We start from the raw sequence: 25,747 nt of genomic DNA on the forward strand, positions 1-25,747 counted from the left end.
GAAAAATCAGGGAGAACCCTGAGTCGGAGCCGGGTCCGGGCCATACAACTCTTACCGGCGACTGCTTAGGCTGATCCTCATGAGTGACGAGCGGCCTGAGAAGCCGTTGCCCCAGGAGCCGGTGCCGTCCGAGAAGCCGCTGCCGGATCTGAGGGCGTCGGACGCGGACCGCGAGCGCGTGGTGGACCGGCTGCGGGACGCCGTCGCCGAGGGCCGGCTCGACATGGACGAGTTCGAGGAGCGGCTGGAGGCGGCGTACAAGTCCCGCACGTACGCGGAACTGGAACCGCTCACCCGGGACCTGCCCGCCCTCGGCGCGACGGCCCCCGTGCCGGCCGCCCCGGTCGGGCTGACGAAGGCGGCGCCGGCGGGGTCGGAGTCCGCCTGGCCGGACCGGATCGTCGGCGGGGGAGGCGCGGCGGGCGGACCGGCCATGGCCGTCGCGGTCATGTCGGGCTTCCAGCGCAAGGGCAACTGGACCGTGCCCGCCCGTTTCCACGCGGTGGCGTTCTGGGGCGGCGGTGAGATAGACCTGCGCGAGGCGAACTTCGAGCGGCGCGAGGTCGTGATCAACTGCGTGGCCGTCATGGGCGGCATTCAGATCATCGTGCCGCCGGGCATCGAGGTCGACGTGCGCGGCATCGGCGTGATGGGCGGCTTCGACCAGCGCGACACCGCCGGTCCGGTGGAGCCGGGCGCTCCGAGGGTGGTCGTGACGGGCCTCGCCTTCTGGGGCGGCGTGGAGGTCAGGGTCAAGCGGCCGAAGCCGGCGTCGGTCTCGAAACCGAAGCGGCGCAAGGAGCTGTAGGCGCCGGCCGCGAGGAGCTCGCCGTACGGGTACGGCGCGCCGGGAACTCTCCGGGCCCGCCGGGAGTCGGATGCTTAGGCAGACAAAACCGGCGCCCGGGGGAAGGCAGGAGCACGTGGAGCAGGGCAGCACGACGACGGCGGCCAAGGCGGCGGGTACGTCGACCACGGCGCGGGGTGCGTTCGTGTTCAGCGAGGCGGACGAGGAGCGCGTGCGCGGCGTCCGACGGATGAAGCGGACCGCCACCGGCCTGCTGGTCCTGGTGGCACTGGTCTACGTCGCGGCGAAGTGGGCGGAGCGCGCCGGCGCGGGAGGCTGGGCCGGCTATGTCGCGGCCGCCGCCGAAGCGGGCATGGTCGGCGCGCTCGCGGACTGGTTCGCCGTCACCGCCCTCTTCCGGCGGCCGCTCGGCCTGCCCATCCCGCACACCGCGATCATCCCGACCAAGAAGGACCAGCTCGGCGTCTCCCTCGGGGAGTTCGTCGGAGAGAACTTCCTCTCCGCCGACGTGGTCAAGACCCGGCTCCACGCCCTCGGCATCGGCGGCCGGCTCGGCTCCTGGCTGGCCGAGCCCGCGCACGCCGACCGCGTCACGGCGGAGCTGGCCACCGCCCTGCGCGGGGCGCTGACGGTCCTGCGGGACTCCGACGTGCAGGCCGTCGTGGGCGAGGCGATCACCCGGCGGGCCGAGACGGCGGAGATCGCGCCGGGGATCGGCAAGACCCTGGAGAGGGTCGTCGCGGACGGCGGCCACCGCCGGGTCGTGGACCTCGTGTGCGCGCGGGCGCACGACTGGCTGGTCACGCACGCGGAGTCGGTGGAGGCGGCGGTACAGGGCGGGGCGCCCGGCTGGACCCCGCGGTTCGTGGACCGCAAGATCGGTGACCGCGTGTACAAGGAGCTGCTCCGCTTCGTCCAGGAAATGCGCGACATGCCGGAGCACCCGGCTCGCGGCGCGGTGGACCGGTTCCTCGCGGACTTCGCGGCCGACCTCCAGTCGGACACGGAGACCCGGGCGCGGGTGGAGCGGCTCAAGTCCGAGCTGCTGGCGCGCGACGAGGTGCAGGACGTGATCGCCTCCACCTGGACGGCGGTCCGCTCGATGATCATCTCGGCGGCGGAGGACGAGCAGAGCGCGCTGCGCCTGAGGGTGCGCTCCTCACTGATGTCGCTGGGGGCCAGGCTCGCCACGGACGGCAGGCTGCAGGACAAGGTGGAGGGCTGGATCGAGGGCGCGGTGGTCTATGTCGTCACCACCTACCGGACCGAGATCACCTCGCTGATCACGGACACGGTGGCGGGCTGGGACGCCGAGCACACCTCCCGCAAGATCGAGGCCCACATCGGCCGCGACCTCCAGTTCATCCGCATCAACGGCACGGTGGTCGGCGCGCTGGCGGGCCTGATGATCTACACCGTGTCGCAGGCGGCGGGCGGGTAGGCGCCGGCCATTGGGGGCGCCGCGACGGCTGGTGAGCCCCGCGGGGTCCGGCCGGGGCAGCTCCCCGCCGTGCCGCCGTGCCGACGCGCCGGGGGTCGCCGCCGTGCCGGGGCTGCCGGGTCCTGCGGGGGACGCCCGTCGTGCCGGTACGGCCGGGGCCTGCTGAGGGTCACCGCCGTACTGGCCCTGCCGGGTCCCGCGGGGGTCGCCGCCGCGCCGACGCGCCGGGGGGCGCCGTCGTGCCGGTACCGCCGGGTCCCGCTGGGTTCACGCCCCTGCCCGCCCGGGGGCATCGCCGTGCCGGGCCTGCCGGGGCTCACTGGTCCCGCGTCGGGTCAGCCGCGGTCGGCGACGGCCCAGGAGGCGGCGGCCACCACGCCCGCGGCCCCGAGGACGGCCGGCCACGCGCCGACCTTCTTCGCCAGCGGGTGCGCACCCGCGAAGCCGGCGAGGTAGAGCGCGCCGAGTCCGGCAGCGGCGGGGGCGCCGCCGCGCTTGTGCCACTCCCGCCCGGCCACGACGCCCGCGGCGCCGAGTACGACACCGCCGAGCGGCCGCTTCTTGGTCCACCGGGCGACGGCGTACCCGCCGACCAGACCGGCGGCCGCCACTACAGAACTCGGTACCCGCGCCATGCCCAACTCCCTCACGTCATCAGCTCGTACGTCCATACGCCGATACATCCCTACACCCACACCCGCACCCGCACGGACCCACACGCTCACGGGCCCGCACGTCCGCACGTCCGCACGCCCGCACGTCCATCCGTCCGCAGCCCGCAGGCCGCAGCCCGTGCCCGTGCCCGCGCCCGTGCCCGTGCCCGCGCAGGGTCACGCCTGCTCGCCCTACGAGGCTAACTCGGCCCCTTGGCCACCCGTCGGGCACCCATCCCGCCCAGCACCAGCACGGCCCCGCCGATCACCGGATCCGGTACCGCGTCCCGCACGCCGCGCGGCAGCGCCGCCACCACGCCCAGGACGAGGAGGAACGCGAGCCCGCACCCGGCGGTGGCCCGAAGCAGTCTGTCCACGCGCTGCTCAACGCGGCCACCCGGCCGCCCGACACGGACCGTGCCGAGGGGATTTGTCGCACACTCTCCGCATCCGTGCGATGTCTGCTAATGGAACCTGATGGGCATAAATTCAATCTCCCACCCAAAGGGGCAAACCACCTCAGCCCCTTGGAGCTCGCCCACCCCACCACTCCCCACACTTTCCGATCAACACCAGGAGCAAGGACATCGTGATCTGCTACGGACAGGCCGTCCTCGACCTCGCGGACGAACTGGTCGACGCCTACGCCGACGTCTTCTCCGCCCCGCCGTGGAACGAAGACGAAGAAACCATTCGTCAGTTCGCTGCCCGCCTCCCGGCCGACGCCCGGCGCCGTGGTTTCCGTACCGCCCTCGCCCAGTCCGCCACCGGCATCGACGGCTTCGCGACGGGCTGGATCACCCCGGCGGCCTTCCCGAAGAACCGCGCGTACGCCCAGGTCGCGGCGCAGCTCGGACCGGCCCGGGTGAAGGAGCTCCTGGCCGGAGCCCTGGAGATAGACGAACTGGCCGTACGTCCCTACGCCCGCGGCCGCGGCACCGGCCGGACCCTGCTCACCGAGATCACCACCGACGCCCCCGACCGCCGTGCGTGGCTGCTGACCAGCCGCCTGGCGAGGGACACGGTGGCCACGTACCGCCGCTTGGGCTGGCACGAGGTCCAGGCCCTGCCCGGCACGGAGACGGGCGTGATCGTCTTCCTGTCCCCGGACCACCCGAACCGGACGGCGTAGGCCGCCGCCACCGGATACCGCAAGGCCCGCCGTCCCCCCGGAGCCCGGCGGCTCTGCGGCACGCCCCAACCCACCCGGCACCTGCAGGCAACGGCTGTGCCCGTGCTGCCGCGGCACGGGGTCGAGCGCCGGCAGACCTCCGCCCCGCGACGGGCGGCCTGAGCCCGCCCGGCACCTGTAGGCGGCGGCTGTGCCCGTGCTGCCGCGACACGGGGTCGAGCGTCGGCAGACCTCCGCCCCGCGACGGGTCGCCCGGACCCGCTCGACACCTGTAGGCGACGGTTGTGCCCGTGCTGCCGCGGCACGGGGTCGAGCGTCGGCAGACCTCCGCCCCGCGACGGGTCGCCCGGACCCGCCCGGCACCTGTAGGCGACGGTTGTGCCCGTGCTGCCGCGACACGGGGTCGAGCACCGGCAGACCTCCGCCCCGCGACGGGTCGCCCGGACCCGCCCGGCACCTGTAGGCGGCGGCTGTGCCCGTGCTGCCGCGACACGGGGCCGAGCACCGGCAGACCTCCGCCCCGCGACGGGTCGCCCGATCACGGCCCGGGGCACCGCGGGCAATCCCAGAACACGCCCGGCCGGGGGAGTTCGGGCCGCGCGCCCGGGGCATACCGCGGCCATGAATCCCACCACGCGCACCACCCGCACCCCGCACTCGACGCACTCAACGCCCTCGACGCACTCCGCGAAGACCCCGCCCACCCCACCCGTAACGTGCACCACCCCCACGGCCCGGCCGATGCCCACGGCCGGCACCACACTCACGGCGCGCCCGGTTCCCAAGGCCGGCCCGACGCCCACGGCCCGCACCGCCGCCGTCACGACTCGTACCACCCCCACGCCCCCCACGCCCCCCAGGCCCCCCACCACCCGCACCGCGTCCACCGCCCGCCGCCAGCTCAACCTCGCCACGCGCCACCAGCTCACCACCCAGGCCGGCATCCCGCCGGGCACGATCACCTCGCGCACCCGCCCCGGCGGCCCCTGGCAGCGTCTGCTCCCCCGCGTCTACCTCCTTCAGACCGGGCCTCCCGACCACCGCCAACGTGCCCTCGCAGCCGTCCTCTACGCCGCCGAGCCCGCTTCGGACCCGCTCTCCGGCCAGACGGCCGCCCTCACCGGCGGCGCCGCCCTCGCCCTCCTCGGCATCCGCGAAGCCCCGTACACGCCTGCCGACGTCCTGATCCGCGCCCCGCGCCGGCTCGCCGGGTGTGCGCAGGTGCGCCCCGTACCCACCACCCGCTGGCCCCGCACCATCACGGTCTCCGGCGTCCCGACCACCCGACCGGTCCGCGCGGCCGCCGACTTCGCCGCCCGCTGCGAGGTTCCCGACCGGATCCGCTCGGTCCTCGCCCAGGTGGTCCAGTCCGGCTGGTGCCACCCGAACGACCTGCACGCCGAACTCCGCTCGGCCCGCCTCCTGCGCCGCCCCGCGATCCTGGAGGCGGCGGCGGAGCTGGTCGCCGGAGTCCGCTCGATCGCCGAGGCCCAGGCCCGCGACACCCTGACCGCCACCGACCTCCCGATCCCCCTGTGGAACGCCCGCCTCTACACCCCGGACGGCTCTTTCCTGGCGAGCCCGGACGCGTACTGGCCCGACGAGGGCGTGGCCCTGGAGATCGACTCGGCGGAGTACCACTACACGCGCGACTCCTGGCACGCCACCCTCCGCCGCCGCCTGCGCCTGGAAACCCACGGCATCCTGGTGGTCAGCGCCACCCCTTCGATGATTCGGGACACGCCGGCCGAAGTCCTGGCCGCCCTCCGCACCCTCCTCACCCTGACCACCCAACGCCCCACCCCACCCACGGCCCTCGCCCGCGGCCACGTTCAACTGGAGCTTCCCGTGCCGCGACAATGACAGCGTGGAAGCCCTTGAGAGCACTCCAGGCGACCGGGCTCGTATGAGCCGGCAGAAGAGCAAGAACACTGGGATCGAGATGACCTTGCGGCGTGCATTGCACGCGTCGGGGTTGCGGTACCGCGTGCATCGGCGACCGGTGATGGGAGTGCGGCGCGAGGCCGACCTCGTCTTCGGCCCTACGCGGGTCGCGGTCTTCGTCGATGGCTGTTTCTGGCACGGCTGCCCCGAACACGCGACGTGGCCGCGCCGGAACGCCGAGTTCTGGCGGGTCAAGATCGAGGGCAACAGGGCGCGAGACCGAGACACCGACGCCCGCCTCGCCGAGGCCGGCTGGTTGTCGCTCCGCGTTTGGGAACACGAGCGTCCGGAGGAGGCCGCCGCGCGCATCGCCGAGGTGGTCGAGAGGCGGCGGGTCGGTCGCGGGCCCGCCGCTCGGCGAGCCGACCGCACCCTCAATATTTGACATCTCCTGATACGTCAAAAATGGGCTGTTAGGGTGACCGTGACATACGCAGTCACCAGCCTGACCAGCGGAGGAAGACGTATGGAGCAGCCCGGTGAGGAGTTCGGCCCGTGGCTCTCGCGTCAGTTGAACCGCATGGACATGACGCAATCGGATCTTGGCGAACGGCTGGGGCTGACCAGGGCAGCCGTCTCTGCTTGGATCAATGGACGGGCCGAGCCGCGCGACGAGACCAAACGTGCCATCGCCGAGGTTTTCGGGACGGATGCAGCATCGGTGCGCAGTCGGACCACTGATGTGTCCCCCGGACAACCTCGCCGATGGCACCACCGTCAGGCTCATGCCGACGGAGGCCGTGAATACGGCAACGCAGCCACGTTCGCGTTCGACGCCGACATGTCCGTGCTGGCCAGGGAGGCCACCCAGAACTCTCTCGACGAGCGCCTCGATCCGAGTTCTCCCGTGCGGATGCTCTACACCCTGCACGAACTGAGCGGGGAGTTCCTGACGGATTTCTTGACCGCTCTCCGCTGGGATGATCTGCGGCCGCACTACGACCAAGCGGCGTCGGCCGAGCAGAAGGTGTCGAGGAGTCTGCGGGCCGCCCTGGACGAACTGGAGACGCGGAAGACCCTACTTCTGCTTCGAGTCGACGATTACAACGCCAATGGCCTCACCGGCCCCGAGTATCAGGACGGGCGCTTCGCCGCCGTCGTCAGGCGTCAGCTCGACAGCCACAAGGAGGCAGGCGGTCGGGCCGGTGGGTCGTACGGCCTGGGCAAGGCAACGCTGTGGGCCGCCAGCAGATTCGGCCTCGTGCTGATCAACTCCACACTCTCCGAGCCGCATGAGGGGCGCACGGAGCGACGCGTCATCGGTCGGTTGGATCTCCCTTGGAGGCAGGTCGGCGGGGAGTCCTTTGCCGGTCCGGCGTGGTTCGGTGAGCCCGACTCCGAGCCCGCTCACAAAGACGTGTCGCGTTCCTGGTGGGCGAGTGAGGACGTGGTCCGCAGTCTCCACCTTGAACGGCGAGACGGTACTCCGGGCACGTCGTTCCTCGTGGTGGGCGCCCACGATGCGTCAGGAGACGCCGAAGAGCTTCAGGATCTCCACGCGAAATTGGTTCGATCTCTCGGCGATGGTTTCTGGGCGGCCATGATCGGAGGGCGCGACGCGGGCCCTCTGCTCGACGTCCGTGTAAGTACCCTCCGCAACGGCCGCGTGGTCATGGGGGAAGAGCGCGTCGACCCGCATTCTCGGCACCCTGCCTTGAGCCGCGCCTTGCAGTCTCACCTCGACGGCAGCGTGGTCGACTCGCTCACCTCCGGGGACCAAGTGGCTCGGGTCGAGGTCCCGCTGATCGTGACGCCCCTCAAAGGCCGTGGGCGGGCTCGGGACAAGGGCAGGGAACACCGCGCCGTTCTATTGCTCACGCCGGCGGCCGATACGGACGAGAAGCACAGCCGCGTCGTGTGTATGCGTGGCAACCGCATGACCATCACGGAACACCGGCCGCGTGAGTTGCCACTCGGCACCACGCCGTTCCAAGCAGTCCTCCTCGCCGGCTACGCGACGGATCGCACGGGAGAGGACGTGGACCTCGCCGAGGCGTTCCTCCGGGCCTCGGAGCCACCCGAACACGACCGTTGGGACCGCACCGAAGAACTGACTTCCCTCTACGAGCGCGGTGCCGTCAGCCGGCTCAAGGAGTTTCGCGGTGACGTGGACAAGGCGGTACGAAGCCTTGTGGGGAGGCGGGACGTCAGCCGGGTCGGGGGTCCGGCCGCATTGAGGGACCTTTTGAAGCTTGCTGTGCCCGCAGCGGCGCAGCGCAGGACCCAGAGCTTCCCCTTGGTGGAGAGCGTCGACGCGCGGATCGTGGAATCCGGCGCCTGGAGCATGACCGTGGAAATCAAGCTGCCCGACGCGGAGGACTCCTGGCTGCTGACGCCGGTGGCGAAGTTCGACGTGCGTTCCGGGGGTAGGGCGGTCGTCGATTGGGCAGAGCTCGTCGCGGCCGTCGACTGCCGTGTGGAGAAGGGCGATCTGGTGGTCGATCCGGGCGTGCGCACCGCTGTGTTCCACGGTGTGACAGATCCACGAACCCATCCGGTGCACGGCGGTTTCGCACGCCTCGTGGTGGAAGTCCAGAAGGCTCGCGGGGGTACGAAGTGACTGCGGTGTTTCCCTATCCGACGGTCTTCGGAGACATCGCCCTGAAGGTCGTATCCGTCTCCGTCGACGGTGCGGAACTTCCGTACGCGATGATTTCCGCCTCGGACCGAGCGGTGGCCCTTCACCAGTCCGGGCGGGTCGAATGGGACCGCGCCCGGCTCCGGGTCGCCGTAACGGCTCCGAACGATGAACTGCTCGCGGGACCTTGGTCGGACGTTACTTTCCTTGCGGTGCTGTCGGAGAAGGCCACCAACACCCGGTCCACGACGGTCCTTGCGCGGGGTGCGGACGGAACCGTCCAGGGGACGGTCGAGCTGGATCGGGCGTGCCACGTCAATCGTGCGACGTTGAGCGTTCTCGTGGTGGCGACCGTTGCCGGCGTCCCGGGCCGCCTCGTGGGTGCTTCTGCGCAGGACTGGGTCGTCGACCTCAAGGCGTCGACCCCGGTGCGGCAGCGGGAGATCGACATCGTCGAAGTGGATTTCAAGGAAGGTCCACACGAGTGGTTGAGGCCGTACAAGGAATCCGCCTGGATCGTCGAGACGGCCGGGGACATCCCCACCGTCTACCTCAATACCGGTGCCGTAGAAGGATTGGTCGAGGCACTCGGCGGCACTGGTGGAAGCGCGGCGGTGAGGACCCTGCGCGACCTCACCGCAAGCCAAATCGCCCAGGACGCCTGGACGGCGATGTTCCACACCGCGATCAGCGACTTGGACGTCGACGAGGACGGGACCCCCTTGATGCCCACCGGTTGGCGAGAGGCGGTCCTGCGCGTGATGCTTCCCGACGTTCTCCCCGGGCGGCAGCTCACCGACTCCCTGTACGAGCTCACCGAACGGCGTACGAAGGGTCATGGATGGGCTGAGGTACAGACGGGTGTGCAGTTCGCGGCGGGTCGACGCAGCCGCAACACGAGGAATCTGACCAACGCGGTGCGTTCGGTACACGGTGAGGAAGAGACAGGAGCCTCCCGGTGAGTGGCATGAGTCGTCAGGAAGTTCCCCCGGTGCTCGGTCTCCTGTCCGATGCCGCAGTGGCCAAGCACCTGAGCCGCGCGGTGCAGACGGGGCAGGCGAAACCGCCGCAAGTGGCCCTGCGCAAAGCGTCCGAGGAACTCGCGTATGCCTGCCGGTGGCGTACGGCACCCGTACGCGATCTCGTGGATCAGGCGATGAGCCGCTACGACGGCAATCGCACGGCGGCGGACGGATGGCTGGCGCCTCGACTGCACGCGACGCTGCGCATGACGCGGGCGGAGGCCGCCGACAACCGTCTCTGGAACCACCTGGCCATGCTTGTGGCTCCGGACTACGTCGCGTGGAGACACCGGAGGTCGGACACCGATGCGGGTCGGGGGGCGGCGACCGTCACTCGCTTTTCCGGCCCGCACTACACGCAGGCCTTCTCGCGACTGTGGTGGGCGGCCGAACTCTTCCGGGACGGGGCGGATTACCGCCCCGTCGAGTTCGCCTGTCGCCTGCAGGACATACTCCAGACGACCATGCGCCTTGACGTCATTGATCACCGTCCCACGGCGCAAGCGATCTTGAAGGTTCTCGAGCAGCGCGTCTCGGCGGGCGCGCGTCGTCCGGGAGATCAGGTCAACGCCCTCTCGGCTGCGGTGAACGCGGCCGGCAGCACATTGGTGTACGAGGTGCTCGCCCCTGACGCAGGACCGGAGATCGACGCTCTCCGCGACTGGATCGACGAGTCGGAGCAGGCGGCGGCCGTTCCTTGGGAGCGGCTGCCCGAGGGGCCTGAGGACGGTACCGTGCGGCGGGCTTCCGTCGACGCATTGGTTCCGATCTTCGATCGACTCCTTGCCGAGGCCCCACTGCGAGACCGGGAGACGGGTAAGGAGCCCGAGGAGCCCGTCTCCTCGGGAGTAAGTCTGGCCAAGCCTTCGGACCGAATGTGAAACGCGATGCCGACGGGTCTCACATGCGAGGTGCCAGGTAGGTATGGATGGCTTTGGCCAGTGTGGAGCCGAGGCCTACGGGTACGGCATTGCCGATCTGGCGTGCGATCTGAACTTTCGTCCCGAACCACTTGAAGGTTTCGGGAAACCCTTGGATAAGGGCCGCCTCGTAGTGTGTGATGGGGCGGTCCTCCGTGGGATGGAGGTAGCGCCCCTTTTCCGGCTTGTAGAATTCGGTGCGAATGGTGACCGAGGGTGTGTGCTTGCGAAGACGCCCCATCACGTCTCCGGAGCCTGAATTGTGCTTGTCCCAGCTCTGTGTCGAGAGGTAGAACTCGGGTCCCTCGAGCTTCTCGTAGCCGTCCTCCGTGGAGAGGCAGATGCTCCCAGCCGGATCCAAGCGGTAAAAGACGCCCCGGAGATCGTTTCGATTCCCGTTTTCCGGAATTGCCATGTACCTCGCCCGAGAAAGATCCTCGGGATTACGGCCGAAGTGGAGATCCGTCGTGCGGTAATGCCCCGGAACGCCCTGGACGAGAGCGTTCCCACCTCGGGATCCGGGCATCTGCGTGAGCAGTGGGCGCTTCGCGGACCGGGTGAAAACTGTGGAAGCAGGCTCCCAGCGGGGCTTGATCGCGGAACCGTCGAACAGTGGTTCTTGCTTGGGGTCGGCACCGATCAGGCGCCCGTTCTTCGCGTGCGTCGGCTCGGGGTGCGTGAGCGGGGTTCCGAAATCCTTGTGCGTGCAGATCACGATCACGCGGCGCCGGGCTTGCGGCACCCCGTAGTCGGCCGCGTTCATCATCGCCGGCACCACGGTGTAGTCGTACAGAGGGTGTCCCGGTGTTTCGGAAGCCGTCCGAAGGTCGTCGAACTGGGGAGACTTCAGGAAGCGGTCCACATTCTCGATCACGAAAACCTTGGGGTGGACCCGCGCCACCACCTTGACGTATTCCTGCCACAGTTCGTTTCGCGGGTCGTCCGGGTTCTGCTTGCCGAGCCCGGAGAAGCCCTGGCACGGAGGCCCGCCCATGATCACGTCGACTTCCCCCTTGAAGGGGGTTGCGTCGAAGCTCGCGATGTCACCCGGGTACACGTGTGAACCACCGAAGTTGGCCGCGTAGGTCGAGGCCGCCGCTTCGTCGAACTCCACTGCCGCGACCGAAGTGAAGGGGCTCGCGCCGTTGGGCTTGTATCCGGCAAATCCGGCGGAAAACCCTCCAGCCCCGGCAAAAAGGTCCATAACCCGGATCGGTCCAGGCTGAGACGGCTGGGACTGGTTTTTGCTCATGAGGGTCAAGTGTAGTCACCGGTGTCACTCGTATCGCGGGGTTCTTCGATGGTCAGGCGCGCAACGCTGAGGCGATCGCAGCTCCGAGGGCGCGGCCAACGGGGGGCGGAGAAGCGTGCCCGATCTGGCGGTATCGAGCGGTCTTGCGGCCCGCGATTCGCCAGTCGGGCGGGAAGCCTTGCAACAGGGCCGCCTGGTCCACGGTCAGCGGCATCATTCCGGGTCGGCCGAGCGTCGGATCCCAATGGAAGTCCTCGGCGGGGACGTCGTCGGCAACGGTCGCGCCGTCGATGCCCATGCGCGCCCAGGCTCCCTTCGACCCCGTCGGACCCAGATCGGCGCCGCCCCGAGCCCAGGACCCACCCACCAGAGTGGGGGCGGGTCCATCGGCCTGCGCCGCCCAGCGGGCGGCATCGGGCCAGCCGCGCTCGGACATGGAATCGATCAGGGTCTCACCCACTGAGAGGTGCCTGTTCACGGTCGCCGGCGGCTGGACGAACGCATCCATGGCATCGCCTTTGAACGCGACGAGGATGCCCTGACGCCTGGTCTGGGGAACGCCGTAATCGGCCGCGTTGATCACGAACCACTTGTGCCGATAGCCGAGGTGGGACAGTTCCTCGGCCACGTAGACGCGGATCGCCTCATACGTCGACTTGGTCGCGAGATCAGGCACGTTCTCGACGAGCAAAGCCTTGGGCTGTACCCCGTGCAAGAGCATCATGGTCGCGCGGAGCAACTCGAGCTCTACCTCGCTGTCCCGTCGACCGACGGTGGCTGTGGCTTTCACACGGGGCAGGCCCGCGGACAGCAGGTCGACATCGTACGTCTGCTGGTGCTCGAAGGGGTCGAAGGCCAAGAGGTCCGTTTCCAGAACCTTCCAGTGAGGGCGGTTCCGCCTCAGCGTCTCGACCGACACATCGCGGTTGTCGAGAAGCAGCACCGGGTCGAATCCGGCCTGCTCGAGTCCCAGCGCGAGACCGCCCGCGCCCGAGCAGACGTCCAGGGAGCGCATTCGTTCCACTGGGTTCACGTACACCTCCTCCCGGCTTCTCATCTCGGCCCTTGCCGTCTACGCCCTGTCGATGATCGCACTGGCCTCCGAGGAGACCGTCGTGAACTGGACAACCCGGCCGTTGGCGCTCTGCGCCGTTGCCGGTGCGACGAAGGCGAAGCCCATGACGATCTTGTCTCCGTCGATGCGCCCCTCGGAGTCGATGGACTCGCGGTGATTTCGTTCGATCATTGGATAGAGGACGAGCGCACCTCGACGATCCGTGACGAGCCTCTCGGTCGCGCGGTCCCCGGAATCCGGCAGGGCGCCCGCGATCCGGTATGCGACCCCACGGTGCTTCCTGTCGCTGATGGCGCCGAAAAGAGGGTGCCGGTCCTTGCGACGGTCACGTGCGAACCAGGAGTAGCTCCGGCCGGCGACGCCCAACCGCAAGGTCTTGTTGTCGGCGGCCACGTGCTGAGGTGCGAGGACGAGCCAGTCGTCGATCTTTCCGGGGACGGCCTGAGTGATCTCTTCGAGGTATCGAAGGTGAGGAATGAAGGGATCGGAGGTCTCCCAACGCAGTTTCCTGAACACTGCCAGCAGCTTCTCCGCGGAAACGATGCCGCTCAGAGCCGGGAACCGATGTGTGGTCCCCTCTTCGGCGAAGTGGTAGGCGTACGTCGTCGGTACCGCGCCCAGAGACTCAAGAATCGGCAGCCACAGGGCCGTGTTTTCTCCCAGGCCCTTCTGGGGGTAAGCGGTGGGTTCTTCCCAGCGTCCCGCCGATCGTACGAGTTCGAGCTTGGCGTTGTACATCTTGTTGGGGCTCGTCGGCTTCAGCCACGGAGCATGCTGGGAGACGAGGGGAGGAATTTGATCGGGCGTGACCTGAGGGCGTCCGTCGACCATGACGGAATAGCGTTCCAGTTCCGATCGGAATGCTTCTTCGTCCCGGCAGATCGCTTGGAATCCATCGTAAAGATCGAACTCCGACCCCCCGATCGTCTCCTTCCGTCCGAGATACAGACGAACGAGGTCGCGATACCCCTTGCGGAATCCGAACCAGCGGCCCATCTGCATGAGGGTGGAAGCGTTTCCGGCCCTCCGGCGGAAAAAGGAGACGGTGAGTCCCTCGACTGTGAACCCCCGGGCGAGCTTTTGTCCTCCGATGAGGATCTTCCAGATCGGTCGCTTGTCGAAGTCTGCCTCGCCCGTCTCGAGATCGCGATCACCGTTCACGACGATGATCGGTCGTTCGTCACCCCCGATGCGGACGACCGCCGGACCCACGTAGGGAAGGAGCTCGTCGTACGAGGCGGGAACGGCATGTCCGTCGGAGCGGACCGCGGACACCAGGGAGACGTCGGTGTCGAACAGCCGGCGCAGTCGGGCGTGACCTTGGGGCCCCATGTAGCCGGATTCGTTCCACAGTCCGAGGACTCGATCGTGCAATGAGCGATGGACATCGGTCCGCACCGACTCGTGGATCAGCATCGTGTGATGCTGGAAGAACCCGTTCCCGAGGTCTCCCTTCTCCTCGCGATACAACTTCATCGCGGCAGTCAGGACGAACATGTCCATGGCCTGTTGCATGCACGTATCGTCGTCGGCGTCGTCGACGATGTCGCGTACGTGGGCCTTCTCGTTCGAGTTGGCGAAGGTTCGCTCGCCGTCCTCCAATACGGAATCGAGATCATGGAAGTCTCGAGCTCCCATGTACCCGTCGGGCCGGGGCAGGGAGATGATGAAATCCTTGGGGAAGATGTCCTCGGTATCGCTGGGGTCGACGAAGACGTTCGCGAACGGTGTCGCGGTGTAGCCCACGTACTGAGCCCTGGGCAGCATCTTCAAGAGCTTGGAGATTTGTTCGTTGATGGCGCTTCGCTGAGCTGCATCCGGCCTCGAGGTGTTGACGGATGCTTCGTCCGACTCGTCGTCGATGATCAGGACCGGGATCTCCGAGAGTGGTGTCCTGATCTTCCCGAGGTCTTTGACGAGCTTGGCCAATACGGTCTTGTTCTTCTTGACCACCATGAGGCTCGCGGACGAGCGGTGCAGGTTCTCCCGGTCGTACAACGGCCGCGCCGGCTCACGCTTCTCGAACTCAAGTGCGGTGATGCCTTGGAAGAGGCTTTTGTAGTCGTTCTTCCGAGTCGTCATGCGGACGATGTCAAAGGCTCCCAACGCCGATGGCATGCCGCCGAAGGTAATGAACTTGCCCGCCTTCCACGCCGGGTCGTCGGCGTAGTCCGACTCCATTTCGTCAGCGCCCCGCAGGATGTTCTCCCTGCCTACGAGCTCCATGTCGAGCCGGCGTTGCGTTTGGGCCCGCAACATGTTGAGCGTGCCGCCCAGGACGATCACCAGGCGATATCCGGCATCGACGGCCTTGGCCATGACTCCGGTGAAGTTGGCGGTCTTTCCTGACTGGACGTAACCGACGACGAGGCCCTTCGATTGGTAGACCTCTGCGTCCGTGGGATCGGCGAGCCGTTCGACGACTTGATCCGTCGCGACATCGAGGCCGGCGATGGCGTGTGCGGGCCAGCCCTTGTCGGCGAGGAGCTTGCGGTACGCCGGCCAGTAGTGAGGGCGGCTCCGCTGTGACTCAGGGGTGTACCAAGGCTTGAACTTCTCGCTGATCACGAGGGGACCGGCCGTCTTGGCGACGGGGATGAGCTCGTCGAGCAATTTGTGTGTCGCATCGTCCAGCTTGAGCAGTCGGTAGACCTCGGCGCGGCGCTCGTCCGTTCGCGGTGACGCGTCAGCCCAAGCGGGATGTTCCGCGTAGTCCCACTTGGTGAGCTGTCGGCGCCACAGCTCCACCAGCTGGTCGGTAGCTCTGGCCTCGCGCAGGGCGGCCTGAAAATCGCTTTCGGACGCAAAAACCTCGGCTTCCAGGGCCATGTCTTCGGCTTGATAGACCAGGGCGCGGGCCAGGTTCTTGGGCTTGCTGCCGTCGAGGTCCGCGAGCACGGCGCTGTGCAGTTCGAGCCTGAGGGTGTCGTTGCCTGTCATCGGGAATCCTCGTTCGTCACGGAAGACGGAAGTCTGTGAGATCGACCGGGGCTCCCGGCGCGGGGGGCAGGTGGTCGACGTGTATGCAGTAGTTGATCGAGGAGACGTGCTCCCTCACCGCAGCCGGAAGCATGTCCGTGGTCATTCTCGGCAGACGGTCGGCCGGAACGAACAGAGGCTCCGTGCGTAGGGTCCAACGTTCGTCGTCTTGCTCGCTCGGAGACCATCCCGCGGAACCGAGGGCGCTTTCGATGGACATCGCGGCGATACGGCCCGCGGCGCAGGCGTCGCGGAGGACCGCGGCGGCGGATTCACCGAGGGAGCGCCCGCCGATTCCTCCGCGCGTCAGCTGGAGCGAGGCGAACCAGAGCGGACGTCCCTCGGTTTCCTCGAGTTGCCTGACTCCGTGAACGGTGTGACGCCGCTCTTCGGACGTCGTCGTCTTCACCTCGATATCCGTCGCGGCGAGTCCGAAGTCGTGCTGCTCGCCCCGGGGCCCCGTCCAGGACCGGGCAGCGGCCTCCCAGCCGTGGGCACGGGCCACAGTCCGCAGAACGGCGAGTTCACCGTGCAGGCCGATGCGCTTCTCCAGGCCGAGTCCGCGAGGCCGATCGAGCAGTTCCCCCCAGGCGTGAATGGTTTCGTCGAGTGCCTGCTCCAGTGTGCGCTTGCCGGAGACGATTCGACCGGCCACGGCCATCAGGAGATCGTGGAAGTCACGCATGAGGGAAACCTGAGTGGTGGTGATTCGGGCCATGCGCGTGCCATGTTGGCTTATCTGGTCGATTGTCACGGCGGGCAGCACGGAACGTGGCGGCCTCTGATGGCGATCCAGTTCCACGGTGAGCGAGATGTCCCGACCGCTATGGCCGATCTCGTAGCGGACCAAACGCCGCGCTCCGGTGTCGGAGAGCCGATAGCTCGTGGCCTGTCCTGCGCCGAGGTAGTGCTCGACCGTCGACCAGCCGAGTTCCGGCGCGGTGGAACGGTCAGTCATCGTCGCCCATCCGTTCGAGCTCCACTCGGGCGGCGGCGACCAGAACGGACTGCCACAGATGCAGGTTGTCCTTCTCGCGGCTGCCGCTGTACTCCTTCTCGAACACCTGGTGGAGGAGGAGATAGACGAGAGCCTTGAGAGTCGGGGCGTCGTTCAGTCCACCGCGTCGCCCGCCCAGGATCGCCGTCCGGTAGTGCTGGTTGAGGACGATCGTGCGGTCCTCGCGGTCGATATCGAAGAAGACGCCGTTGTCCAGCTTCTGCCAACGGACCGAGATGGGTTCCTCGCCCGGAAGCAGGGGGAGCTCGTCCTCGATCGTCTCGCGTACGGTCGGGTCGAAACCCTTCCCCGGGCCGATGACCGGTTTCCGTGTGGTGCCCGCCCGCTTGCGCGCGTCCCGATAGACCGAGTCGGCCTCCGCCACGTACCCGGTGAATCGTCGACCCTCGGCGTCCACGGCTTCGTCCAAGGCGGCAATGAACTCGGGAGAGACCTCCACTCCCTCCTTCTTCACGGTGAGACGAAAGACGTCCGCTGTGTCGGCGGGGAGGTCGATCGCAACCCGTGCCAGCGACAAGTGCTGTTCAGGTTGGCGGAAATTGTTCCATCCGCCCGCCTGCACCAACCTGTTGTGGCGGTAGAAGTAGAACCCCTGGCGTTCGAGCCCGGTGCCCACGGCCTTGTACCCGTCCAGAGTCGATTTGGCCGGCCAGATGTGCGCGTCGAGTGACACTCGGGGGATCGAAGGGCAGTCGACGATGAAGCGGCGAGGATGGTCCGGGTGGCCGGACACCGGATACGCGAAGGGATCCAGCGGCTCGACGCCGAAATTCATGTACTCGGTTCCCGTGTTCACATCCTCGACTGCGATGGTGATGTTGAAGTCGTCCAGGGCCAGGAAGCGATGGAGATACAGACCGAGCTGGAGTCCGAGACGATTGATGGTGCGCAGCAGGTACCGGTTGGTCTGTCCGCCCCCGCCGTACCGGGGAAAGTCCTTCACTCCATCCCAGCGGATGACGGTTCCCTGCCAGATGATCGGCCGCTGCGAGTAGCGGTCGATCAGCGTCTGGGCATAGTCGCCCGCGACGATGTCGCACTCGTACCCGCTTACGGCTCGCTCCATGAGCCAGCGCCGCCCGACGGCCCTCGTCCGTCGTGTTTTGCTCACCACGGTCACCGCGGAGGCATGGCTCAAGGAGGCCGACTTCAATCCGGTGCCGAACATTCCCAGGGACTGCGCGTCGTATCCGCGGCGGCCGCCGACGGTCATGGCGACGTCGAGTTCCTCCTCGGTCATCCCCTTGCCGTCGTCGATGACCAGAAGGCTGACCAGGCGGTCCTCGTCACGCAAGAAGTGGATGACGACATCGCGCGCGCCGGCGTCGATGGAATTGTCGACAAGGTCGGCGATGGCGATCTCGAAGCCGTATCCCTGACTGCTGAGCGCTTCCATGTACCGGGAGTCCGGTGGGAGGTGCTTGCTTCCCGTCGTGGGTACATCGAACTGCCAGTCGTCGGTCATTTCCTGCCTTGGAGATTCGTCATGGGGAGTGACAAAGCGTAACGGCGGTCACGACCGATGGACAGGGGTCCCCATGGCCCGAAAGCACGGTTCGGCGAGGTGGTCAGCTCGCCCCGTGGCACTCCCCGTACGGCTTGCCCGATGTGCACCAGCACGGGGTCGTGGGCTGTGGGGGCCACGGGGTGGCCTTGCCTCTCGCCGCCAGGGTCGTGGCGTATTCGACCAGGAGGGACGGGGAGGACGGGGAGGTCTTCTCGGAGGCCGCGAAAGCCTCGTACGAGGGGACGCTCGCGGTGACGATGCCCAGGTTGGTGGTGCCCGAGGCGGCCAGGCTGCGCAGGGAGGCTTCGACCTGGGCCAGGTGGGCGTCGTGGGAGGGGTACTCCGCGGCCAGGGCGGGGTACGAGGTGAGGAGTTCCGCGAGCTCGCGCGCCGGCCAGTGGAGGATCGCCACCGGGAACGGGCGGGAGAGCGCGGCGCGGCGGTCGCCGAGTTCGGCGCGCAGACGGGCGATCTCGGCGCGCAGTTCGGCGGGGTCGTCGGAGCCGAGGGCCCAGATGCGCTTGGGGTCGTGGAGCTCGTCCAGCGGGATCGGGCCGATGTGACGGGTGTCCGCGACCATGTCCCAGTCGTCGTGCGGGAGTCCGAGGAGGCGGCGTACGCGGTGGCGGCCCGTGAGGAGCGCGGTGGTCGCCGGGGTGAGGGGGGCGTTGTCCGGGGCGAGGAGGGTCGCCGCCTCCGTGAAGCACTCGTGGGAGGCTTCCAGCTCGTCGTGGGCTTCGAGTGCTTCGGCGATGACTTCCCAGGGGGCGGGGTCCGAGGGGGCCGCCGCGCGGATGCCGGAGATCAGGGCGCGGGCCTCGGGCTCGTGTCCGTACTCCCAGAGGTTGGCCGCCTGGAGGGCCTTGATCAGGGAGGGGTCGGCCGGTGAGGCGGAGAGGAGCTGGTCGTACAGCGCGCTGGCACGCTCTCGCGCGTCGGCCAGTTCGAGGTGGGCCGCGGCCTGGAGGAGCAAGGGCTCCTGGTCCTCGGGGTAACGGGTCGCCGTGCGGATGAGGCGCTCGGCTTCGGCGATGTGCTCGGCAGGCGTGTCGGGGCGCATGGTTCACACCGTACTGCGGCTGGTCAGTTGACGGGGGAGGACTTAAGGTGCCGCCCGTGCGAGATCACGTGCGTGTCGTGGTGCAGGGGAAGGGCCGGCGGGCGGGCCGGGCCGGTCTCGCGGGGATCTTGTGGGCGGCGGGCGAACTGGCCGTCACCGTCGGCGTGGTGGTGTTGTTGCTGGTGGTGCACCAGGTGTGGTGGACCAACCGGCAGGCCCTGGCCGCCGCGCACGAGCGGGTCAAGGAGCTGGAGAGCGACTGGTCCGCCGCCCCTCCCGACTCCGACCCCGGTTCCGGTCCCGGTTCGGTCCCCGCCGAGGCTTCCGCGGGGCCTTCCGAGGAGCCCGCCGCTGCGTCCTCTCCCGAGGAGCGGCCCCCCGTCGCCCCCGCGCCGGGCGCCGCCAAGCCGGCGCCGCGGGAGTCCGCGTACGGCGTCCTGCGCATTCCCCGCCTCGGCGTCGCCGTGCCCATCGCCCAGGGGGTCGACAAGCGGTCGGTGCTGGACAAGGGGTACGCCGGGCACTACGCCGGGACCGCGCAGCCCGGGGCGCAGGGGAACTTCGCGCTCGCAGGGCACCGCAACACGCACGGGGAGCCCTTCCGCTACATCAACCGGCTGAAGGCGGGTGACGAGCTGATCGTCGACGTGCGCGGGCGCAGGTACGTGTACGTCGTCGGCAAGACGCTGGCGGAGACGAGCGAACGCGACACGGGGGTGATCGCGCCCGTCCCGCGCAGCATCGTCAAGCCGGACGCCGGCTACGGGGAGCCCGGCGCCTACATCACGCTCACCACCTGCACGCCCGAGTACACCTCCAAGTACCGGCTCGTGGTGTGGGGGACGCTCAAGTCGACGAGGTAGAGGTGCGGCACACCTCCCGAGTGGCGGGTTGGTGCTCACTGGGGATCGTGCTCACGCACGGCCGGACGGCCGGACGGCCGGACGACCTGACGAGGCGGTACGGGCCCGTGAGTCGCTGCCCGGGGGGATCTCGCGTCTGCCCCCGTTGTCGGTGGGGCGGGCTAGTATCGATCGCGAATACCTGATCTCGTACGGGCGTTCGTGCGCGGGAGTGGAAGGGGGGGTCTGCATGGCTGGAGAACGAAGCGGTGGCGGGACCTCGCCGTCCTTCTCGCTCTTCGCTGCCTGCTCTGCCTCCTCCGCCCTCACCCGGAGCGCGGGTTCGCGGATGATCGCCGTGCTGGTCCCGCTGATTCCGCTGGTGCTGCTCGGGGGAGTCCTCGGGCTGTTCGCCGGGGAGAGCGGGCTGGGCGCCGTGCTGGGCGTCCTCGCGGTCACCGTCGCCGCGGGCGCCGAGACCCTGGCCGCCGCCGCGCGTCTCGTCCGGCCGGTGCCGCCGCACCGAATACGCACCGCGATCCGTGATCGCGAGCAGCGCACGGCGTTCCTGCCGCAGCGCGATCCCGACGCCTCGGGCCGGTCGCGGCCCAGGGCGCCCGGCCGTCTCGTCCCGACGGCCGCGTAGGGGCGCGCAGTTCCTCTCGCCTTCCGCTGACTGATCACTGTCGTCGCCCCTCGCGGGTCGTCACGCCGAAAACGCATCTCTTTCGACGTTCGACGAGACCCTTCGGAGGGCCCGCGTGTCCGTTTTCACTCATCTTGTTGCCCAGCTGGGCCGGCTCCTGGAGCCGGTGCTGGCAGAGTCCGCGACCGCTGCCGCGATCGTGCTGTTCACCGTCCTCGTGCGGCTCGCGCTGCACCCGCTGAGCCGGGCCGCCTTCCGGGGGCAAACCCCGGCGGCGGGCTGCCTGCCCGTGCTGCTCCAACTGCCTGTCTTCTTCGTGATGTACCGGGCGTTCTCCTCGGCGGAGATCGGCGGCGCCGCCAACGAGCTGCTCGGGCACCGGCTGTTCGCCGCGCCGCTCGGGGACCGGTGGGGCGACGCGCTCGGGGAAGGCGGCCTGTTCGGGGCGCCGGGGCTGGTGTTCCTCGGGCTGTTCGCGGCCATCGGGGCGGTGGCCGCCTGGAGCGCGGCACGCGGACGCAAGGCCGCGGCGCTGACGGCTGCCGTGGGGGAGGATGCGCGTGGAGGAGCCGAGCCCGCCGCCGGGCGCCGCGCTGCCGGCAAGTCCGCTGCCGGGGGCCGTGGTGGGGGCGTGCCCGTCGGGGTGATGGCCGAGGTGAGCGCGGAGCAGCGCGAGGTCATGCGCAAGCTGGGCGGCGTCCTGCCCCTGCTGTCCTTCGGGACGTTGATCACCGCCGCTCTGGTGCCGCTCGCCGCCGGGCTGTACTTGGTCACCACCACTGCGTGGTCGGTGGCCGAGCGGGTCTGGCTCCAGCGCCGCAAGGAGAGGGCCGAGGCGAGGGCCGAGGCGAGGGCCGAGGAGGCCGAGGGCAAGGCCGCCGGAGCCGAGCGTTCCAGTCTGTGAACAGGGTCTTGCGGATTGAGTCGACTTCTTGGAGGATCAGCCAATCCTCCGATGGCCGCAACCCATCGGCCGGCCCGCGGCGTGCCCATGGGCCGACCACCCACGACCACGGGAGAATGCCCATGAAGCTGCTGCGTGTAGGACCCGTCGGGTCGGAGCGCCCCGCGCTGCTCGACCAGGACGGGACCCTGCGGGACCTTTCGGGCCTGATCACGGATGTGGACGGCGCGCTGCTCGCCGACGACTCCGTGCTGTCCCGGATACGGGACGCGGCCGGGTCCGGTGAGCTCCCGGCGCTCGACGCCGAGGGCCTTCGGATCGGGTCCGCCGTCGGCCGCATAGGCAAGGTCGTGGGCATCGGCCTGAACTACCACGGGCACGCGGCCGAGGTCGGCGCCGAGGCGCCGGCCGAGCCGATCCTGTTCCTCAAAGCTTCCGACACGGTGGTGGGCCCCGACGAGACCGTGCTGATCCCGCGCGGGAGCGTCAAGACCGACTGGGAGGCCGAGCTCGGCGTCGTCATCGGCAGCACCGCCCGCTACCTGGCCTCCGCCGAGGAGGGCCTCGCGCACGTCGGCGGATACGTACTGGTCAACGACGTGACCGAGCGCGCCTTCCAGAACGAGCGCGGCGGCACCTGGGACAAGGGCAAGAACTGCGAGACCTTCACGCCGCTGGGCCCCTGGCTGGTGACCGCGGACGAGATCCCGGACCCGCAGGCACTCGACGTCAAGCTGTGGGTCAACGGCGAGCTCAAGCAGGACGGTCATACCTCGGACCAGATCTTCCCGGTCGGCGAGGTCGTGCGGTACGTGAGCCAGTTCATGACCCTGTACCCGGGTGACGTCCTGATCACGGGCACCCCCGCCGGTGTGGCCGCGGGCCAGCCGGAGCCGAAGCCGTTCCTGCGGGCCGGTGACGTGGTGGAGCTGGAGATCGACGGCCTCGGCCGCCAGCGCCAGGAGTTCAAGAGCGCGTAGGCACGCGGCCCGCGCGCACGGGAGAGGCGGTGCCGTCGTCGACGGCGCCGCCTCTTTCCGTCAGTCCCTCTTCCCGTCTTCCCGTCAGCCCTGGCCGACCCGCACCGTCACCCCGTCCCGTGACGATCGCCGCGCCGCCTCCAGCACGTCCAGGCAGTGCGCCGCCTCGAGCGCCGTGACCGGCGCCGGGCCGCCGCCGCGCAGCGCCGCGGCAACTGCCGCGTAGTACGCCGGGTAGTCGCCCGGTGCCGTACGCACCGGCGTCCCGCCTCCGGTCAGCGGCGACTCCCCGGAGCCCAGCAGGCCCCACAGGTGCTCGGGCTCCTCGCCCCACGTGCGCCCGGGGTCGCCCGGCCGCATCCCCTCGCGCAGCGCGTTCTCCTGCGGGTCGAGCCCGTACTTGACGTAGCCCGCGCTGGAGCCGAGCACCCGGAACCGCGGACCCAGCTGGGCCGTGGTCGCGCTGACGTACAGGTGCGAGCGGACCCCGCTCGCGTGCGTGAGGGCGATGAAGGTGTCGTCGTCGGCTTCGGCGCCCGGGCGGCGTACGTCGGCCTCCGCGTAGACCCGTACGGCCGGGCCGAAGAGCACCAGCGCCTGGTCGACCACATGGCTCCCGAGGTCGTACAGCAGACCGCCGACCTCCTCCGGCGCGCCGGACTCGCGCCAGCCGCCCTTGAGCTGCGGGCGCCAGCGCTCGAAGCGGGACTCGAAGCGCTGGATCTCGCCGAGTTCGCCGTCGGCGAGGAGGCGGCGCAGGGTGAGGAAGTCGTTGTCCCAGCGGCGGTTCTGGAAGACGGACAGGAAGGTCCCGGTCCGCTCGGAGAGGGCGGCCAGCTCGCGCGCCTCGGCGGCGGTGGCGGCGAGCGGCTTGTCCACGACCACCGGGACGCCGGCGGTGAGGGCGGCGGTGGCGAGCGGGACGTGCGTCTTGTTGGGGGAGGCGATGACGACGAGGTCGAGGGCGGGGGACCGGTCGCCGCTCCACAGCTCGGCGGCGCTGCCTGCGATCCGGACGTCCGGGTAGGCCTCGCGCGCCTGGGCGGCGCGACCGGGGTCCGAGGTGACGACGGTGTCGAGGACGAGGCCGTCGGTCGCGGACACGAGGGGCGCGTGGAAGACGGAACCGGCCAGTCCGTAGCCGACGAGTCCGACGCGGAGGGGAGTGGCGGAGGCGGTGTCGTTCATGGCGAACACTTTGGCAACAGTGTTGCCTAAGTGCAAGGAGGGTGGACAATGACCAGGTGGACAGGGGTAGCGGGGGCAAAGGAAGCGGCGTGAACCTGCCGCTGCTGCGCGGGCACAACGACGCGCTCGTACTGGACCTGCTGCGCGCCGCCGGCCCGTCCGGCCTGGGCCGCGCGGACCTCGCGGGCCGTACGGGACTCACCCCGCAGGCCGTCAGCAAGATCACGGCACGGCTGCGGGACGAGGGGCTGGTGACCGACGCCGGACGCGAGGCCTCCACGGGCGGCAAGCCGCGCACGCTGCTGAAGCTGGTGCGGGAGGCGCGGTACGCGGTCGGGGTCCATCTCGATCGCGACGAGCTCACCGCGGTACGGGTGGACCTGGCCGGTCGCGTCGTCGCCGACTGGCGGGGCCCGTTGGACTTCGGAGCCGGTCCGGACGTCGTGGTGGAAGAGGCCGTACGGGCGGTCGCGCGGGTGTGCGGTGACGCGGGCGCGGGCGCGGGCGCGGGCGGGGTCGGGGTCGGGCCTGCCGGTGCCGGCCCCGGTGCCGGCGCGGCCGGCGGGCCGGTCCTCGGTGTCGGAGTGGCCGCGCCGGGGCCGCTGGACTGGCGGACCGGGGTGCTGGGACGGGTGACGGGCTACCCGCAATGGGAGGGCTTCCCGTTGGGGGAGGTGCTGCAAGGGCGGCTCGGGGTCCCCGTACGGGTCGACAAGGACACCAACGCGGGGGTGGCGGCAGCCGGGTTCGACGGAGCCGCTCCGGACGAGGCCGTGGCGTACGTACACGTGGGTACCGGACTGGGAGCGGGCCTCCGGCTGGGCGGCGCCGGCGGCGTCTACCGGGGTCGGCGCTCGGCGGCGGGGGAGTTCGGCCACCAGGTGCTGCGACTCGACGGGCCGCCCTGCCGCTGCGGGGGGCGCGGCTGCGCGGAGGTGCTGTGCCTGGACGCGGTGGCGGAGGACAGGGTCGAGGAAGCGGCACGGATCGTGGGGGAGGCTGCGGCGAACCTGGTCGCGCTGCTGGATGTGGACCGGGTGTTGCTCGGAGGGCGGGCGGTGGCGGCTGCGCCGGGGGTGTTCGTGGACGGCGTGCGGAGGGTGGTGGCGGCGAGGTCCCTGGGCGGGGGCGAGCTCGTCCGGGTCGGCCTCGCGGAGGCGGGTGTGGCGGAGGGGGCGGCGGAGCTGGTGCTCGCGCGGCTGTTCGGGCGCGGGGGCTGACCGCTGCGAGTCGGGTAGCGCTCGGGCCGGGCCGCGGCGGCGGGTGCGGACGGCCGGGCCATTGGCTGCGGGTGCGGACGGCCGGGCTGTGGCGGTGGGCGTCGCGGGCCGGGCCGGTGCTGCGATGGCGGGGAGGTGCCGACGGCCGGGCCGTGACCGCGGGTGTCGCGGGTCGGGTCGCTGCTGCGATGGCGCGGAGGTGCCGACGGCCGAGGCGTGGCTGCGGGCGTCGCCTGCCGGTCCGGTGCTGCGATGCTGCCGGTTGGTCCGGTGCTGCGATGCTGCCGGTCGGTCCGGTGCTGCGATGCTGCCTGCCGGTCCGGTGCTGCGATGCCGCCGGCCAGGCCGGGGCTGCGGGTGATATGAGGCGGCCTCGCCCCTGACCAGGCCGTGGCTGCGGGTGATGCGAGGCAGCCTGACCCCTGACCCCTGACCCCTGACCCTGGCCCCTGGCCCCTGACCCCTGACCCCTGGCCCCTGACCCTGACCCCTGACCCTGACCCCCTGACCGGCCCCCCAGTGCCATGGGATCGGCTGAATGGGGGGAAATCCGGAAAGATCGGGCGCGGCGCTGGACA

Annotated in this window: 22 protein-coding genes; 13 read left to right on the forward strand and 9 right to left on the reverse strand. The window is 69.7% G+C overall.

The window, feature by feature from the left end:
* Window positions 1–79 precede the first annotated feature (79 nt).
* Both ACFWBY_RS05835 and ACFWBY_RS05840 read left to right on the forward strand, forming a co-directional pair.
* Complete coding sequence (locus ACFWBY_RS05835) at window positions 80–808, forward strand: DUF1707 domain-containing protein (RefSeq protein WP_385334319.1); 729 nt, start codon at window positions 80–82, stop codon at window positions 806–808.
* Between the two features lie 70 nt (window positions 809–878).
* A complete protein-coding gene (locus ACFWBY_RS05840; protein ID WP_385334321.1) occupies window positions 879–2,249 on the forward strand; it encodes a DUF445 domain-containing protein in 1,371 nt (456 codons plus the stop codon).
* A gap of 335 nt (window positions 2,250–2,584) precedes the next feature.
* Here the strand turns inward: ACFWBY_RS05840 and ACFWBY_RS05845 are convergent, their stop codons facing one another.
* Window positions 2,585–2,884, reverse strand: a complete 300-nt coding sequence (locus ACFWBY_RS05845) for a hypothetical protein (RefSeq protein WP_385334322.1) — start codon at window positions 2,882–2,884, stop codon at window positions 2,585–2,587.
* A gap of 218 nt (window positions 2,885–3,102) precedes the next feature.
* A complete protein-coding gene (locus ACFWBY_RS05850) occupies window positions 3,103–3,279 on the reverse strand; it encodes a hypothetical protein (protein ID WP_385334324.1) in 177 nt (58 codons plus the stop codon).
* Window positions 3,280–3,491: 212 nt separating this feature from the next.
* On the opposite strand from ACFWBY_RS05850, the gene ACFWBY_RS05855 reads away from it, so the two are divergent.
* The 6 genes from ACFWBY_RS05855 (at window position 3,492) to ACFWBY_RS05880 (ending at window position 10,459) form a co-directional block, all read left to right on the forward strand.
* Complete coding sequence (locus ACFWBY_RS05855) at window positions 3,492–4,034, forward strand: GNAT family N-acetyltransferase (protein WP_385334326.1); 543 nt, start codon at window positions 3,492–3,494, stop codon at window positions 4,032–4,034.
* Window positions 4,035–4,655: 621 nt separating this feature from the next.
* Complete coding sequence (locus tag ACFWBY_RS05860) at window positions 4,656–5,897, forward strand: hypothetical protein (RefSeq protein WP_385334328.1); 1,242 nt, start codon at window positions 4,656–4,658, stop codon at window positions 5,895–5,897.
* A gap of 43 nt (window positions 5,898–5,940) precedes the next feature.
* Window positions 5,941–6,363, forward strand: coding sequence for a very short patch repair endonuclease (locus tag ACFWBY_RS05865; RefSeq protein ID WP_385334330.1), 423 nt, complete (start codon window positions 5,941–5,943; stop codon window positions 6,361–6,363).
* Window positions 6,364–6,444: 81 nt separating this feature from the next.
* Window positions 6,445–8,538, forward strand: coding sequence for a helix-turn-helix domain-containing protein (locus tag ACFWBY_RS05870; protein ID WP_385334332.1), 2,094 nt, complete (start codon window positions 6,445–6,447; stop codon window positions 8,536–8,538).
* On the forward strand, window positions 8,535–9,518 hold the full coding sequence (locus ACFWBY_RS05875) for a hypothetical protein (protein WP_385334334.1): 984 nt from the start codon (window positions 8,535–8,537) through the stop codon (window positions 9,516–9,518). Before ACFWBY_RS05870 ends, ACFWBY_RS05875 begins: the two co-directional genes overlap by 4 nt.
* Window positions 9,519–9,523: 5 nt before the next feature.
* Window positions 9,524–10,459, forward strand: a complete 936-nt coding sequence (locus ACFWBY_RS05880) for a DUF6339 family protein (RefSeq protein WP_385334467.1) — start codon at window positions 9,524–9,526, stop codon at window positions 10,457–10,459.
* Window positions 10,460–10,478: 19 nt separating this feature from the next.
* Here the strand turns inward: ACFWBY_RS05880 and ACFWBY_RS05885 are convergent, their stop codons facing one another.
* The 6 genes from ACFWBY_RS05885 to ACFWBY_RS05910 form a co-directional block, all read right to left on the reverse strand.
* The gene (locus ACFWBY_RS05885) at window positions 10,479–11,750 is read right to left on the reverse strand and encodes a DNA cytosine methyltransferase (protein WP_385334336.1); all 1,272 of its coding nucleotides are present in this window, start codon (window positions 11,748–11,750) and stop codon (window positions 10,479–10,481) included.
* 52 nt (window positions 11,751–11,802) lie between these two features.
* Window positions 11,803–12,765, reverse strand: coding sequence for a DNA cytosine methyltransferase (locus ACFWBY_RS05890; RefSeq protein ID WP_385334470.1), 963 nt, complete (start codon window positions 12,763–12,765; stop codon window positions 11,803–11,805).
* 57 nt (window positions 12,766–12,822) lie between these two features.
* Window positions 12,823–15,765 carry a Z1 domain-containing protein gene (locus tag ACFWBY_RS05895; protein ID WP_385334337.1) on the reverse strand — a complete coding sequence of 981 codons (2,943 nt, stop codon included), beginning with the start codon at window positions 15,763–15,765 and terminating at the stop codon, window positions 12,823–12,825.
* A 16-nt stretch (window positions 15,766–15,781) separates the two neighbouring features.
* A complete protein-coding gene (locus ACFWBY_RS05900; protein WP_385334339.1) occupies window positions 15,782–16,762 on the reverse strand; it encodes a PD-(D/E)XK motif protein in 981 nt (326 codons plus the stop codon).
* A complete protein-coding gene (locus ACFWBY_RS05905; RefSeq protein WP_385334341.1) occupies window positions 16,755–18,287 on the reverse strand; it encodes an ATP-binding protein in 1,533 nt (510 codons plus the stop codon). The genes ACFWBY_RS05900 and ACFWBY_RS05905 overlap by 8 nt, the downstream gene beginning before the upstream one ends.
* Window positions 18,288–18,390: 103 nt before the next feature.
* The gene (locus tag ACFWBY_RS05910; protein ID WP_385334343.1) at window positions 18,391–19,389 is read right to left on the reverse strand and encodes an SEC-C metal-binding domain-containing protein; all 999 of its coding nucleotides are present in this window, start codon (window positions 19,387–19,389) and stop codon (window positions 18,391–18,393) included.
* Window positions 19,390–19,445: 56 nt separating this feature from the next.
* Between ACFWBY_RS05910 and ACFWBY_RS05915 the strand changes: the two genes are divergently transcribed.
* The 4 genes from ACFWBY_RS05915 (at window position 19,446) to ACFWBY_RS05930 (ending at window position 22,761) form a co-directional block, all read left to right on the forward strand.
* Entirely contained in the window at window positions 19,446–20,252 is an 807-nt protein-coding gene (locus ACFWBY_RS05915; protein ID WP_385334345.1) for a class E sortase, read from the forward strand.
* Between the two features lie 328 nt (window positions 20,253–20,580).
* On the forward strand, window positions 20,581–20,877 hold the full coding sequence (locus ACFWBY_RS05920; RefSeq protein ID WP_385334472.1) for a DUF6412 domain-containing protein: 297 nt from the start codon (window positions 20,581–20,583) through the stop codon (window positions 20,875–20,877).
* A gap of 115 nt (window positions 20,878–20,992) precedes the next feature.
* Window positions 20,993–21,781, forward strand: coding sequence for a YidC/Oxa1 family membrane protein insertase (locus ACFWBY_RS05925; protein WP_385334347.1), 789 nt, complete (start codon window positions 20,993–20,995; stop codon window positions 21,779–21,781).
* A gap of 122 nt (window positions 21,782–21,903) precedes the next feature.
* Window positions 21,904–22,761, forward strand: a complete 858-nt coding sequence (locus ACFWBY_RS05930) for a fumarylacetoacetate hydrolase family protein (RefSeq protein WP_385334349.1) — start codon at window positions 21,904–21,906, stop codon at window positions 22,759–22,761.
* 84 nt (window positions 22,762–22,845) lie between these two features.
* On the opposite strand, the gene ACFWBY_RS05935 is transcribed toward ACFWBY_RS05930, so the two are convergent.
* Window positions 22,846–23,949, reverse strand: a complete 1,104-nt coding sequence (locus ACFWBY_RS05935) for a Gfo/Idh/MocA family oxidoreductase (RefSeq protein ID WP_385334351.1) — start codon at window positions 23,947–23,949, stop codon at window positions 22,846–22,848.
* 89 nt (window positions 23,950–24,038) lie between these two features.
* Between ACFWBY_RS05935 and ACFWBY_RS05940 the strand changes: the two genes are divergently transcribed.
* Window positions 24,039–25,169 (forward strand): ROK family protein, encoded by a 1,131-nt coding sequence (locus ACFWBY_RS05940; protein WP_385334353.1) that lies wholly within the window; start codon window positions 24,039–24,041, stop codon window positions 25,167–25,169.
* Window positions 25,170–25,747 lie beyond the last annotated feature (578 nt).

Source organism: Streptomyces sp. NPDC060049, from assembly GCF_042736715.1.
Taxonomy (GTDB): domain Bacteria; phylum Actinomycetota; class Actinomycetes; order Streptomycetales; family Streptomycetaceae; genus Streptomyces.